A 13,683-nucleotide genomic window follows, 5' to 3' on the forward strand; every position below is an offset into this window, starting at 1 on the left:
CATCAGAAAATTAAAAACTGTTATGAAAAAGAACCTCAAAACTGTCGTGTTCGGCATGTTAACCTGTGCGGCATTATCCGCTGTAAGCTGTAAAAAAGAAAACCAGCTTGCCGAGCCACTATCTTCGGCTGACCTCAATAAAGCTTCCGGCCTGGGCGACCTCGCCATCCTCGAGTTCGACGGGATGAAATTTGCCCAGAACATTGAAAATTACATGCAGGGAAAGGTGTCCGGCTACGGTTACGCCATTTACCATGAAGGCATGCCTTATTACATCGGCAACGGCGGCGGCGGTTATTCCCGCAAGCCGCAGGACGCGCCGGCCACGCTGCATGGCGCCCAGGTGCGCCAGGGCATTGCCAGCAGCACCAAATTTGTGACCGCGCTGGCTACCATTTCTATGCTGGAACAATGCGGCATCGGGCTGAATGAAAAGCTTTACCATTACCTTCCTTCCAACTGGAAGCCCACGGCGGAATTCAAGCAGCTGGACTTTGAGCGCCTGCTTTCCCACAGCTGCGGCCTCATCAATCTCGGCGGTGATTATGCCGGCCTGAAGCGTACCGTGGAAGACGGTGTGGATATGGTCCGCTTCAATGCGAAGACCAGGCTTTACAACAACGTGAACTTCACGCTGGCCGCTTTTATACTGCCTTATGTATACGCGAAAAAGAAATCCCCGCTGGACTACCTTGCCCTCAAATCGCTGGAAGGCAACCCCACTGCGCTGTACAACGGCCTTGGCCAGCGTTTCATCGGCATAGCGCGGGTGAACGTGTTTAAAAAAGCAGGCCTGCTCCATTACGGCGTTATGGACTGGACCACCTGGAACAACAACGGTCCTATTCATCCCTCTACCGGCACACTCGGCTATACCACCGTTAGCGGCGCCGAGAAAGGCACACAGAAGGGAGACAGCCGGCCGAACGGCGGTGCGGGCGGCCTGTATATCAGCGCTTCGGAATTTGCGAAGGTCCAGCTGGCCGCTTCACAGGGTAAGATCGTCAGCACGGCGGGTTATAAAGCGATGCGCGACAGGCTTCTTGGCTTCGACGGTTTCCGCATCGGCGCGCATGGCCGTTATACCTTCAAGAACGGCGGCGCCAACAACCACGAAACCATGATCTTCGATTTCGGGAAAACGCAGGTGGCCGTATTTGCCAATTCCGGCACCAGCGAAATAGGCAACGACCCGATGATCCTGGTAAATGCCTACGATAAAGCATGGGTACCTAAATAAATTAAAACCGGATACCTGCTACTGTTATTCAGCCGGCCCCTGGTTGCTCATGCAGCCGGGGGCCGTTTTCGTTAAGTCAAACCCGGCATCCGTTAATTTATCCCGCTAAACTGCTGTTATTTTGCCAACTTTACCCCCAAAGCAGAGGAGAGGTTATGATCTTAGGATGGATAACAGGTATCATAGTGATCGTTGCTGCCGTATGCAGTTACCGCCTATACCAGGAAAAAAAGCAGCTGGCCGCCCGGCTGGCTGGCCGGGAAAGGCAAATACAGCAACAGGAAGAGCAGCTATCCCAGATGACCACCCTGTTGAAAATGAAAATATTGCAGGCAAGGCTCAACCCGCATTTCCTGTTCAATTCCCTTAATTCCATCCAGTATTTCATCAGCGCAGACGACCGGAAAACTTCCCTGCAGTATATCAGCCGTTTTTCCGCCTTTCTCCGCAAAATGATCAATTATGGAGATGAGATCTCTATTCATTTGCAGGACGAGGCCGAGCTGATCAGGGACTACCTGGTGCTGGAGCAGTTTCGCTTCCCTGACCGGTTCGAATACGATATAGATCTGCCTGAGGCGCTTTGCCTGGAAGACATTCCGCCCTTCCTCACCCACGGCCTGCTGGAAGAAGCGTTGTACAAAGGTGTGCTGCACCTGGGGAAAGAAGAGAAAGGAAAGATATCCGTAGCGCTGCGTTCCACAGAAGGCGGCCTGGAGCTGGAGGTAACTGATAATGGCGTAAGCGGTGAGTTTTCTCCCGGGCTGGACGAACGGGCCGTGCTGTTCAGCCACCGCATCGATCAGTTCAATGCGCTGGGCCAGCGCAGGATCAGCCTGGAGCAGCGCAGTGCCGTGGAAAGCGGTAAGGGGCGGCTGAACCGGGCTGCCATCATCATCAGGTAAATGAAATTTCCTTATATTGTTATCACCTCAAAACCCTCATATGAAATTCAAGGCTTTAATTGTGGAGGATGAAACGCTGAGCAGGGATTTTTTATCTAACATGGTGCGCGAATATTGTCCGCAGCTTGAGCTGGTGGCCGTTGCATCGAACGTGGAAGAGGCCCTGCAACGCATCAGCACCCATTCCCCGCAATTGATCTTCCTGGATATAGAAATGCAGACCGGCACCGGCTTCGATGTGTTGCAGCAGGCCGGGCATCATAACTTTCACGTGATCTTCACCACCGCATTTGATCATTATGCGATCCAGGCCATCAAGTTCAGCGCGGTGGATTATTTGCTCAAGCCCATCAATGTAGACGAGCTGGAAGCGGCTGTGGGCAAGGCGGTTAAACAAATGGAAGGGCCAACGCCGGACAACCGGCTGGACCTGTTGCTGAAAAATCTCAATAAAACCGCCGCAGAAGATTTCTGCATCAGCCTTTCCACCTCCGAAGGGGTGGATTTCATCCCGCTTTCCGGCATCATCCGCCTGGAAGCAAAAGGCCCTTACACCATCTTTTACCTGAAAGACGGCCGCCAGATCATGGTCAGCAAAAACCTGAAGGAATATGAGATCTCTTTGCAGGAACACGGGTTCTTCCGCATCCACAACTCCAATATGATCAACCTGAAGGATGTGAAACGCTGGGTACGGACGGACGGGGGCTACGCCGTGATGAGCGACGGCGCAATGGTGGCTATTTCCCCGAAGAAGAAAGATGAATTTATGTTGCTGATGACAAAGCGGACGGTTTAAGCTCCTGCAGCTCACTGATCGCCTGGTTACATATCCGTTTTACTTTTTCAAGCTGCTCCGGCTCCGCGTGCTTCTCCTTTTGCATGCGCGACAGCTCTTCCCCGATATGCGTTTTTAACCCGAAGAAGCTCACCGAGGTGCTGAGCGTATGCGCTATTTTGTAGACCTGTTCCCCGTTCTTCTGCTTCACCGCTTTCTGCAACGCATCCAGGTCTTTCGGCGCCTGGCGGATGAAGGTGCGGATCATGTCTTTGATGAAAGGGATGTTGTTGCGGGTCTGTTCTTTTAAGAACCCGAGGTCTATCACCGATGCGCGCTGGTAGTTGGCGATGGTGGCCAGCAGTTCCTGTTCCCGGAAGGGTTTGGGCAGGTAGTCGTTCATCCCGGCCGCGATGCATTTTTCTCTTTCGCCGTTGAAGGCGTGCGCCGTGATGGCAATGATGGGCACGTCCAGCTTCAGTTCCTCCCTGATCTTACGGGTAGTGAGGTAGCCGTCCATGCCGGGTATCTGGAGGTCCATCAGCACGATGTCCGCTTTTTCTTTCCTGAGCAATGCCACGGCTTTGGTGCCGCTGTTGGCGCCGCTTACGGTGAAGCCGTTGTTGGCCAGCATGATGCGCGTCATTTTCTGGTTCAGCACATTGTCTTCCACCACCAGCACATGCATGCCGTTGCCATGCACGGCCTGCGCGGCCGTTTGCTTGGTTTTGCCGCGTTTGCCCGCTTTCGCGAAAGGCAGGCGCACGGTGAATTCGGAGCCCTTGCCGGTTTTGCTGCTCACGGAAATCGTGCCGCCCATCAGTTCCACCAGCTCGCGCGTAATGGCCAGCCCGAGGCCGGAACCGCCATATTTGCGGGAAATGGCGGTGTCTGCCTGCGTGAACCTTTCAAAAATACTCTGTTGTTTGGCCGGCGGTATGCCGATGCCGGTATCCCGCACGCTGATCTTTACCTGTATGTGCTGCGCAGTTTCTTCTTCCGCCTCGGCGGTAATGGTGATGCCGCCTTTTTCGGTGAACTTGATGGCGTTGCCGATAATGTTGAGAAGGATCTGTGTGAGCCGCGCACTGTCCGTCAGTACAGGCTTCTGCAATGCCTTGCCGGAATCGCAGGTGTACATTAATTGTTTGTGCCGCAGCTTGGAAGCCAGCATCAACTCTATGGACTGCAGCAGCTCCGGGATTACGATAGGAGCGGATTCGAAGCTGATCTTACGTGCGTCCAGCTTGCTGAGGTCCATGATATCGTTGATGGTGCTGAGCAGGTTGCTGCCGCTGGCGCAGATGGCTTCCAGGTATTCCGCCTGGCGGGCGGTGAGCTTCGTTTTTTTCAGCAGCTCGGTGAAGCCGAGAATGGCCGTGAGCGGGGTGCGTAGCTCATGGCTCATGTTGGCCACGAAGTCGGACTTTGCGCGGGAAGATTCTTCCGCCAGCTGCCGCGCTTTTTCCATCTGCTCTTCCACCGTTTTCCGCAAAAAGAAAGTCGGGATCTCCGGCGGCGCTTTTTTGATATGCTGTTTGCGGTGCGTTTTCACGAATTGCCGGATATGCTCTTCGATGCGGTGCGGCGGGCTCATGATGAAGGTGCACTGCTCGTCGCCCTGGGCGCGGCAGCTTACTTCCACGGCGGTAAGCGGTATGCCGAAGCTTTCCTCGCACCAGCCCGATGAATAGCCGGTGTTCATAATGCACACAGGGAAACGGGATGCAGCGCCTGAGCGAACCCAGGCGTCTGCTTCAAAGGAAAAAGGATGATGATATACCAGGTAATAATCATCGTCGGGCGTGGGATTGCTTTCCGGGAGAATATCCACAAACGCCCAGCCGGTATGCGCAAAATGCACGGGGCCGGCTGAGAGCTTGGACAATGGGTCCGTTACATGCATTTTAGCGTGAAAGGCCTTGGCGTCGTTCATGCCGAGGGCATGGGAAATGTCGAACAGGAAATTGCGCCCGATGCTAAAGGCTTCGTTCTCCCCACGGTCCGCATACAGCTTGAGGATGCTGTCAAGGAAATCTTTGGACAGCGCGGAAGCCCTGATGAGCACATACCTTTCATTATTGATCTCGATAGTGCCTTCGGAAGGTTTGAAGTGCATGTTGGAAAAATATTCCCGTACATTTTCTTCCGCTTTCCTGAAAAGCCCTTCCATTTCCGGCGGCACTTTTACTGACGGTTGATAGGAGGCCGATGCTGCTGGTTTTTTCGCGTTTTTCATTTTACTGGATGATTTCTGCCGGCTGATACACCGGGATGTGTTGGGGGGCCTTCCGGACAGCGGCTTGCAGCAAAATACGATAATCTTTCGGGTTAATGGGCTTGAAAAATTCGTATGGCAGCCAGCGGCTGGCCCTGGTTTTCAGGCCCATATCCTTCATCAGCATATCCAGGTGCATGAAGTTGAACGGGGCAATGCAGGTGCCGCTGAACTCGGAGGAAATGGGACGGCTGGTTTTGCGCCATTGGGCCATGTAATCCATATCTTTTTTAATCTCTTCTTTTGGAGGAAGCTGCAAGGTTCCCTGCGCGTATTTCACCAGCCAGTTCGCGGCAATTTCTGAAGTAAGGGTGGTAAAAAGGCTGGAGTTGAAACCTACAAATCCCAGCTGCGGCACTTCCGGGTTCACGATGTTGCGGAAAAGCCTGAAGCCGCCGTTCTTATCCATGACCGCGCTTTTGTACGGCTCGCCGAGGAAAGGCATGGTCTGGGTAAAGCCCGTTCCGCATACCACTACATCGGGCGTGAGCACCACGCCGTTTTGCAGGTATACGCGGCTGCCTTCAAAATGGCTGATCTCCGTTTGCCTGGCCCTGATGGCGCCGCATTTCACCTTTTCATAAAACCCTTCGGGAGCCACGCCCAGGCTGCAGCTGATCTGGTCTTCGATGCGGTGCTCCGGCACCATGCCGCAGGCTTTGAGGGAAAATTGTTTTTTAAGCAGCAGCTCCAGCCCACGCCATTGCGCCCAAACCATGGGCCTGCCCACGCTGTGCAGGAATTTCTGAAAGCCCGTTTTATACGGCGCATCGAAGAATGCTTCGGAAAAGCGGGAGAACAGGAGGTAACGCATATTAATAAGGTTGCCGAAATAACGCGGCACTTTCCATTGCGCTTTGCGGTACAGCAGCTGGCATTCGGTGGCAACGTCAGCCGCCAGCGTGGCTATGTCCGTGGCGGATTTGGCAAAACCAACCACGGCAACGGATTTGTCTTTTAAAATGCCGGCATCCGCCACCTGGCTGGTATGCAGCACCTGGCCGGTGAAGCTTTCCATGCCTTTGAACGCCGGGATGTGCGGTTTGTGAAAAGTGCCGGTACAGATGGCCACGAAATCGAACCGCAGGGTATCTGTATAATCTTCCGCCGCATCGTAGATCTCCATTTCCCAAACGCCGTTCTCGTACCGCAGGTTGGTAACGGCTGTATTAAAACGGATAGCGGGCAGTATGCCGAAATGATGCGCATAGTTCGCCAGGTACTCTTGCACCTGCTGGCCTGAAGGCCATTGCGGGTAATGGGCAGGCATGGGGAAGTCGGAAAAGGCATATTCGTCGCGGGTGGTTTGGGTGGATACGCCGTGGTAGCTCCTGCTTTTTTCCCAAACGCCGCCCACTTCAGCCGATTTTTCTATGACTGTAACGTGAAAACCTTCGCGGAGAAAGGCTTTTGCTGTGGCCAGGCCGCTCAGGCCGGCGCCGATGATTCCTATATGTTTCATAGTGGGTGGGGTTTATGCCTGTGAAATTACTTTCCCCGCCCATGCCCCCGCATGCCGAATTAATGTATGCGGCATTTTGGTTAACCCAATTCCGGTTTCCGTTAATTGCGTGTTCCGTTATCCCCGTTCCTGCGCCAATTTTACAGCGTTAAAACACATTCCGCGAACAATTAAAAACTAAAACCCCAATGACACGCAGCAAAGAACCCCTGGCCTTCCTGAAGGAAGTGATCGAGAACGGCGGCCCTGAAGCGCCCCAGTACGAAACCCTGCATGAAGTATTTGCAGACATTACCACCGCTTACAAATCCGGCAGCCTGAGCGAGGACGAGCTGGCCATGCTCCAGTCCAGCTTTTACGAACAGGAGGCAGGCATGGAAACCATCCTGGGCCATTGCCGCAGCAAACCTTTCGGGTATGCCGGCGATTTTTTGATCATCGACAAGATCTACCGCCAGCATGTTACGGCTGACGAACGTTTTGAGAAATGGGACCAGTTCTGGCACGAACAGCCGGCCTGTAAAGCGGTGCGCAACCGTAAAAGCTATTTTATCCGCACCATCCGCGAAATGCTGCAGCGCAAAGCGCCCATGCGCCTGCTGAATGTAGCCAGCGGCCCCGCGAGAGACCTGGCGGAGGCATACGCCTGCGTCGATCCCGCTTTACTACAAGCGGTTTGCGTAGAAGCGGACGAGCATGCCATCAATTATGCGAAGGAACTGAACGAACAAAATGTATCGCAGATAACATTTGTACATAAGAATATTTTCCGCTTCCAGACGGAGGAGCAGTTCGATATCGTCTGGAGCGCCGGCCTGTTTGATTATTTCGAAGATAATGTGTTCATCAGGCTGCTGCAGAAATTTATGAGCTGGACGAAACCCGGCGGGGAAGTGATCATCGGCAATTTCGGGGATCATAATCCCACCCGCAATTATATGGAGCTGATCGGGGAGTGGTACCTGCACCACCGTTCCGCAGAAGAGTTAATGACCATGGCCTTGGAAGCCGGAGCAAGCCCCGCGGCTGTAAGTGTCAGGCAAGAGGAGGAAGGGGTGAACCTTTTCCTGCATGTGCGGGCCTGACCAATAACACGACGAACCTGTGAATGAGCAAAGGTTGCGGGCGCTGAGGCCCGTAACCTTTTGTGTGTTTATAATTGCCTATTTTGCTTTTCCTTCCAGTATATTATTGATCTGTTGATACAAAGCCTCCTGCCGGCTGGGCTGCAATGCCTTGCTCACCACCAGTTTCCCTTTCTGGTCGAACAGGAAATACTGCGGGTAATATTCCGCTTTGTCAGGTTGATGGGCAAGCAGCTCTTTCCAGAACGGCGCGATGGTTTCCCGGGTCTTGCGCAAATGGACGCCCGTCATCTCGTTCACTTGTATGAACTCTTTCCAGAGCGCGTCCCGGTCGTCCGTATCCATATCCAGGTATACAAACGCGACGTCTTTGTTTTTGAAAGCAGCCTTTAGCTGCGGAAGGTATTTGATCTCTTCTTTACAAGGCCCGCACCAGGTGCCCCATACATCCAGGTATACCACTTTCCCTTCCAGCCCTTTGATCACTTCATAAATGGACTGCACTTTATCGTAGGCTTTCACCACCACGATGTCCTTATTGCCGGCCTGTTGCGCCAGCATACGGTTCAGCGTATCCATCATTTCATGGATGCGGGGATTGAAGCTGCTGGCGGGAAACCGTTGTGTGAAAGCATCGGCGAGGCTTCGTGCCTGGCTGAGATCGCGGGAGTTATATTGGTTAATGATCTGTTGGTACGTATAATTTTCCGTAACGGCCGGCGGGAAGTTGTGCAGGCTGCCTACCCAGCGCCAGTAAGGTTTTCCATATTTTTTAACGAGAACGTTGGCGCTGTCGAGACTGATGTGGTAATAAGGAATGGGTTCCGATGGTTTGATATTTTCTTTTTTGATCTTTACGAATGCCTTGGTTTCCAGGTAACGGAGGTAGTTGTCCGCAAACGTGTAGTACTGCGGCCCGGCGGGAAATACTTCCGGTTCAATAACGGTCTGGTCAAATACATGGATCACAAAATCCTGCACGGTTTCTTTGTCGCTGAGCTGCGTCCTGGCAAAGTCGTTGAGATAATTGTAGCCCAGGTAGCGGATTTCGGCGGCAATCAGTTTTTTATCCGCGGATGAAAGGCCGGAAGCGAGTATGGCGGCGTTCTTTTCACGTTGCTGCGCTAGGAATGGCTCTATCACCCTGCTTTTCAGCGCTGCCAGGGGAAGGGCTTTTAACGAATCTGCTTCAGCGCCTGAGAAAAAGAAAGGCTGTTTGTCCGGGTCGATCTGCCGCATGAGCTTGTTCTCGGCGAGCGCTTTACCGGAAATAAGCCTGATGGAGGAGTCTTTTCCATTCAGCGCTATGGTCAGGTCCTTTCCGCCTGTAAGTAATAAGGTAAAGAACCGCCGCTGGAAGATCAGCGAAACAAATTTCTGCGACGTGACGGGCAAGGTAATGCTGAAAGTGCCGTTGGCCGCCACCGGTATGCTGATGCTGTTTTCTTTATAGAATCCGTGCACCATGGGGATATTGACGGTCACTGCCGTTTCCCCGCTGTAACCCGTTACCCGGCCCTTCAATTCGAACTGGGCGGAAACATGGGCTGAAATGAGCAGGAAGAAAAGCAGATAGAGGCTTGTTTTCATTTTGACAGGCGTTTGGGTGACGGGATAAAAATATTCAACCTGTGCGGAGTTTTCCAGAAGAAGTGACGGATGCCGTAAAAATTGTGACGAACCGGCGGAATAGCGCCACGGTAACGCCGGCCACAATGCCGCGGAGGCTGACGGGGGGCTGTGACCTTCAGGTTTTAAAATAATTGGCTGCCGGCCGGGAGGCCCGGTGATGGCTAAAGACCGGCAGCCATTGAATATTTGTTTAATCTGCAAGATGGAAAAATATCTCTACAGGCGAGTGGATCCCGCTTTCCAGGGGCCCGATCCCCATTGAACCGACTCCGTTGGCTATAAAGAACTGGAAGCCATTGAGCGCAATATAAGAATAGGTGCCGTTTGCAATATCCATCACTTTTTCATTGGTGCCGGCCTTATAACCTTCGATGGCATACACGATAAACGGTGCATCGGGGAAAAGAACAGCAGGATCAGGAAGTTGTACAAAACTACTGAACCTGTCTTTCCTGATCCCGTTGATCCTTTTTTCCGCTAACGGGATATTCATCTGATCGAAATCGTAAAAGCTGAAGGTAAGATCCATCTCATCCGGCAGTGCGGGGTCCAGCGTAATAAACCGTACAAGCATGCTGTCTGTGTCCGGCTTTGCACTAAAGTCGTCGAATACGGCAGCAGTGCCCAAATAAAAAAAATCCGGCAGGCGGGTGATCTTAGACGCTTCGATGGTGAGCGCGGTGTCCAGCAAAACGGCTTTTGTCTGCTGATTCACCAATCGCACGGTATATTGCCCGGACGGCAAAAAAATATTCCGGAGTGTTGCAGGTTTTGAGACGGTGAGCGTATCCTTTATTTCACCGTCTACCTGCAGCAGCAAAGGCGAAGCATCGCCGGAAAATACCGAGGAGACCTTGAGCTGTCCAAATCCTATTCCCCTGATCTCCTCTCCCTTCTGGCAGGAAGCGGATGCAGTCAGCAATGCCGCGACCACATATAAAAACAGCATATTTTTCATTCTTCTGATTATGACGGGTGATTAAAAACGATACGAAAAATTGATGGTATAAGTGGTGCCGAACTTATACCGGCGCACTACCGTATCATAGTCCTTATTGTAGGAAGTTCCTTTCGGATCTTTATGTTCCGGTAAAAAACCGGATCCCACGCCGGGGTACCTTTCCACAGAAGTCCATCCTGGATCGAAACCAAATGGATTTCCTTCGTTAAAACGGTTTTGATAAAAAAGCTGTTCCTGGTTCAAAACGTCATTCAGGTTCAGTTTAAGCTCCGCCTTTTTTTCTTTCAGGAATTTATAGCTTATCTGCAGGTCCAGCAGATCCCGCGGGTTTTCATATTCATCCATCGACCGGTCGGGCGAAGCGAATACGATGCGCTTTCCATAACGGTTATAAGATACATTCACGCCGAAGGAATTTCCGGCATAGAGCAAGCCGCCGTTGATGATGTAGGGCGACTGGCCGGAAAGCGGCCTGTCACGTTTGGGGTGTACCCGGTTCCCCTGTTCATCTATGGCATCATCGGGGTAAAAGGTCACGCTTGCGTCCAGCAATGTCAGGTTTCCTGATATATACATGTGGGGAAAAAATACGGAAGCGGGGGCGATAAAATCCAGTTTTTTGCGGAAATCAAATTCTATGCCTTTGTCCAGCGCTCCTTCCAGGTTCCTGTAATAATAAGCGGTGCCGCCTGATGTACCGATATACATCAGCTCAATCGGGTCTTTGAATTTTTTATAAAAGCCAGACAGGCTGATGACCTCTCCCGGTGAGGGGTAATATTCCAGCCGGAGATCCGCATTTTCTATGTAGGTCGTTCTAAGAGGGGAACCCGTGACAGGCGCAAAGAAATCGTAGTCCCAGTAACTGAATGAAGACATCTCCCTGAAGTCCGGTCTTGCTACAGTTTTATACCAGGCGGCGCGTAAATTTATTTTGTCCGTCAGGCTATATATCGCATTCACGGAGGGCAGCCAATCCGTCTGTTTATTTTTGATCAGCTTCAGCTCAGAGGCAGCCGTGGCTTCATTCCAGACGTAGTCCGATACTCCCTGGTCATTGCTTTCCATTCTCACCCCTCCGATAAAACGCAATTGTTTCAGGGGTTTCATATCCACCATTCCATACCAGGCGTGCAGATGCTGCGAGCCGTCATATCCTTCGGAAGACCCGGCATTCGCACGTTCCCTTCCCTGTCCGCTGATGGCGTGCAGATAGAGGTCATTGGCAAAGCTGTTGCTGCTGAAGACCTGGTCGTAAGGCAAGCCGGCGGCAGCCGCATTACTTCCGTTAAAGGAAAATATCCTGAACAGGTTGGAGCCAAAATCCGCGGTGCGGCGTTTTCCCTGGTACCCGGTTTTGATGATCTGGCCCAACCCGAACAGCCTGAAAGGGAGCTGAACGTTGGCCGCCCAGTTGTACATTTTTTCATTCAGTTCGGCATAGAAGATATTTCCGTTCTTCAGGGTAAGGTCTCCCAGGTCATAAAAGAAATAATCCGGGGGATAATGGTCCTGCTCCTGCCCATTCAGTCGGGCCACCAGCCTGCTATAGGGCTGGTCGCGGTCCGTGCGGGCCGCCGAAACGAACCAGTCCACCTTGATGTTGCGTTTGCCCAGCGCATGCTCACCGCCCAATTGAGACTGGAACAGCTGGTTGATGATCGTGACATTGTTGTAGCTGTCGTGCCGCATATTGCTATTATCGCCATCAACGCCGGTGTATTTCCACATATTATCGCTGAACTTCCGGTTGTAGGTGTTCTGCAGGGTAAACTTATGCCGGCTGAGCTGATAACCCAGGTTCAGCGTGCCGCCGAGCGTAGTGGCGTAGTGGTTATTGGCGCCTTCAAAATGATTGCCGTAAATGGTATGCAGGCTTCGTTTCTCAATATCCTGCTCGTTGCGATACGTTAACGCCGCTATCACTCCTAAACGGCTTTCGTTCTTAAAGGGTATAACACGGCCCAGTTGTACCTGGTAGTTTTGGGTGGGGGATGCGGTGTATTTCCTCAGCGTCCAGTTATCAGGTATGCCTGACAGGAACTGATGCATTTGCCGGCGGGCAGGATCGGTAGCGGGCGCGGTTCGCGGCACCGTGGCTTCCAGTGCGCTGTATTCCCCAAAGCTCATGCCCGCCGGTTTTTGTGTACATCGGACGCCAGCCCGATCCAGGCATTTTTCCCACGATCCAGGCCGATCATATCCTTTCCGGTGCTTTGTGTATTGAATCCCGTGCCTACTGATACCTGGAAAAAATTTTCGGTGGGTATGTCCCTGGTTTCCACCTGCACCAGTCCGCCCGCAAATTCACCGGTCAGGTCGGGCGTGGCGGTTTTGTTTACGATGATCCGGTCGAGCAGGGCGCTGGGTACCATATCGAAAGCAAAATTGCGCCTGTTCGGTTCACTGCTGGGCAACATGGCGCCGTTCAGCAGCACATTATTATAACGGTCGCTCAGGCCGCGGATCACCACATATTTATTGTCTGTTACCTGCAGGCCGCTGACCCTTTTCAGCACCTGCGCCGCATTATTGTCCGGCGTCCGGCTGATCTGTTCGGCAGTGATGCCGTCGCTGACGGCGGCGTTATTTTTCTGCCTGGCATATAAAGCGTTGATGCTTTCTTTCCGGGCGGTTCCTCTCACGACCACCCCGGCCAGTTGGCCTTTCTGTCTTTTCAGCGCAACGTTCAGCTCAAAGGTTCCGCTGCCCACTTCAATATCTGTAATGACCTTTTTTCCGTAACCTAGAGAGGATATTTCGGCTTCGTATCTGCCTCCGGGCAGGTTCAGGCTAAAGGAACCGTCAATGGCGCTCACCGTTCCCATGTTCCCGACGCGGATGCTGACGTCGGGAATGGGTTGGCCATTTTCCTCATCTAACACTTTCCCGGCAACCCGGCCGGCCTCTTTTGGGAGAGCGGGAGGAATATGCCTGAATGTAATATTGTTGCCATCCACCAGCGCGTGAAGGCCTGTTTGTTTTTTAAGCACCTCCAGCATCTCTTTTAAATTTCCGGCTTCGGCCTGCACCTTTTCCAGCTTTACCTTCTCAAATGCTTCCAGGTTATAGGAAAAATTAGTTTGTGGAAATCGTTCTTTCAGCGTGGCAACTACCTGCGCCAGATTTGTTTTTTCCAGGTTGATACGGACGGTTTGCGCCGTAAGCTGGCCGCCGTAAAGCAGGCAGCCAATAAGCAACAGCCTGAGCCCGGACCGTTCCAGCAGGCGTCCCGAACCCTTCCGGTGTACATTTTTTGTCATAACTTTGATTAGATTGTTTTTATTAAGCGATGAAACAATTACAAAATGACACTGTCCCTGCAAGGACAGTGTCATTATT

10 protein-coding genes are annotated in these 13,683 nt (G+C 52.4%); 4 read left to right on the plus strand and 6 right to left on the minus strand.

All coding sequences use genetic code 11. From position 1 onward, the window contains the following. Nucleotides 1-22: 22 nt before the first annotated feature. From ACTJIK_RS23490 to ACTJIK_RS23500, 3 genes are all read left to right on the plus strand, one after another. Nucleotides 23-1,240 carry a serine hydrolase gene (locus ACTJIK_RS23490; RefSeq protein ID WP_440649986.1) on the plus strand — a complete coding sequence of 406 codons (1,218 nt, stop codon included), beginning with the start codon at nt 23-25 and terminating at the stop codon, nt 1,238-1,240. Between the two features lie 155 nt (nt 1,241-1,395). Further along, on the plus strand, nt 1,396-2,145 hold the full coding sequence (locus tag ACTJIK_RS23495) for a sensor histidine kinase (RefSeq protein WP_440649987.1): 750 nt from the start codon (nt 1,396-1,398) through the stop codon (nt 2,143-2,145). Between the two features lie 40 nt (nt 2,146-2,185). Then, entirely contained in the window at nt 2,186-2,944 is a 759-nt protein-coding gene (locus ACTJIK_RS23500; protein ID WP_440649988.1) for a LytR/AlgR family response regulator transcription factor, read from the plus strand. Here the strand turns inward: ACTJIK_RS23500 and ACTJIK_RS23505 are convergent. Continuing rightward, complete coding sequence (locus tag ACTJIK_RS23505) at nt 2,913-5,162, minus strand: ATP-binding protein (RefSeq protein WP_440649989.1); 2,250 nt, start codon at nt 5,160-5,162, stop codon at nt 2,913-2,915. The genes ACTJIK_RS23500 and ACTJIK_RS23505 overlap by 32 nt on opposite strands. 1 nt (nt 5,163) lies before the next feature. After that, a complete protein-coding gene (locus ACTJIK_RS23510; protein WP_440649990.1) occupies nt 5,164-6,663 on the minus strand; it encodes a flavin-containing monooxygenase in 1,500 nt (499 codons plus the stop codon). 188 nt (nt 6,664-6,851) lie between these two features. Here ACTJIK_RS23510 and ACTJIK_RS23515 point away from each other — a divergent pair, with 188 nt between their 5' ends. After that, on the plus strand, nt 6,852-7,748 hold the full coding sequence (locus ACTJIK_RS23515; protein WP_440649991.1) for a class I SAM-dependent methyltransferase: 897 nt from the start codon (nt 6,852-6,854) through the stop codon (nt 7,746-7,748). Between the two features lie 78 nt (nt 7,749-7,826). Here ACTJIK_RS23515 and ACTJIK_RS23520 read toward each other — a convergent pair whose 3' ends face one another. The 4 genes from ACTJIK_RS23520 to ACTJIK_RS23535 form a co-directional block, all read right to left on the minus strand. Further along, entirely contained in the window at nt 7,827-9,338 is a 1,512-nt protein-coding gene (locus ACTJIK_RS23520; protein WP_440649992.1) for a TlpA family protein disulfide reductase, read from the minus strand. A gap of 232 nt (nt 9,339-9,570) precedes the next feature. Beyond that, the gene (locus tag ACTJIK_RS23525; RefSeq protein WP_440649993.1) at nt 9,571-10,329 is read right to left on the minus strand and encodes a hypothetical protein; all 759 of its coding nucleotides are present in this window, start codon (nt 10,327-10,329) and stop codon (nt 9,571-9,573) included. Nucleotides 10,330-10,359: 30 nt separating this feature from the next. Next, on the minus strand, nt 10,360-12,471 hold the full coding sequence (locus tag ACTJIK_RS23530) for a TonB-dependent receptor domain-containing protein (RefSeq protein WP_440649994.1): 2,112 nt from the start codon (nt 12,469-12,471) through the stop codon (nt 10,360-10,362). Then, the gene (locus tag ACTJIK_RS23535) at nt 12,468-13,604 is read right to left on the minus strand and encodes a TonB-dependent receptor plug domain-containing protein (protein ID WP_440649995.1); all 1,137 of its coding nucleotides are present in this window, start codon (nt 13,602-13,604) and stop codon (nt 12,468-12,470) included. The genes ACTJIK_RS23530 and ACTJIK_RS23535 overlap by 4 nt, the downstream gene beginning before the upstream one ends. Nucleotides 13,605-13,683: the final 79 nt, after the last annotated feature.

It is taken from the genome of Chitinophaga sp. 22620, from assembly GCF_052044405.1.
Classification (GTDB): Bacteria; Bacteroidota; Bacteroidia; order Chitinophagales; family Chitinophagaceae; genus Chitinophaga.

Coding starts and splice junctions, on each gene's coding strand:
- ACTJIK_RS23490 (WP_440649986.1), top strand. CDS start 23: ATGAAAAAGAACCTCAAAACTGTCGTGTTCGGCATGTTAACCTGTGCG.
- ACTJIK_RS23495 (WP_440649987.1), top strand. CDS start 1,396: ATGATCTTAGGATGGATAACAGGTATCATAGTGATCGTTGCTGCCGTA.
- ACTJIK_RS23500 (WP_440649988.1), top strand. CDS start 2,186: ATGAAATTCAAGGCTTTAATTGTGGAGGATGAAACGCTGAGCAGGGAT.
- ACTJIK_RS23505 (WP_440649989.1), bottom strand. CDS start 5,162: ATGAAAAACGCGAAAAAACCAGCAGCATCGGCCTCCTATCAACCGTCA.
- ACTJIK_RS23510 (WP_440649990.1), bottom strand. CDS start 6,663: ATGAAACATATAGGAATCATCGGCGCCGGCCTGAGCGGCCTGGCCACA.
- ACTJIK_RS23515 (WP_440649991.1), top strand. CDS start 6,852: ATGACACGCAGCAAAGAACCCCTGGCCTTCCTGAAGGAAGTGATCGAG.
- ACTJIK_RS23520 (WP_440649992.1), bottom strand. CDS start 9,338: ATGAAAACAAGCCTCTATCTGCTTTTCTTCCTGCTCATTTCAGCCCAT.
- ACTJIK_RS23525 (WP_440649993.1), bottom strand. CDS start 10,329: ATGCTGTTTTTATATGTGGTCGCGGCATTGCTGACTGCATCCGCTTCC.
- ACTJIK_RS23530 (WP_440649994.1), bottom strand. CDS start 12,471: ATGAGCTTTGGGGAATACAGCGCACTGGAAGCCACGGTGCCGCGAACC.
- ACTJIK_RS23535 (WP_440649995.1), bottom strand. CDS start 13,604: ATGACAAAAAATGTACACCGGAAGGGTTCGGGACGCCTGCTGGAACGG.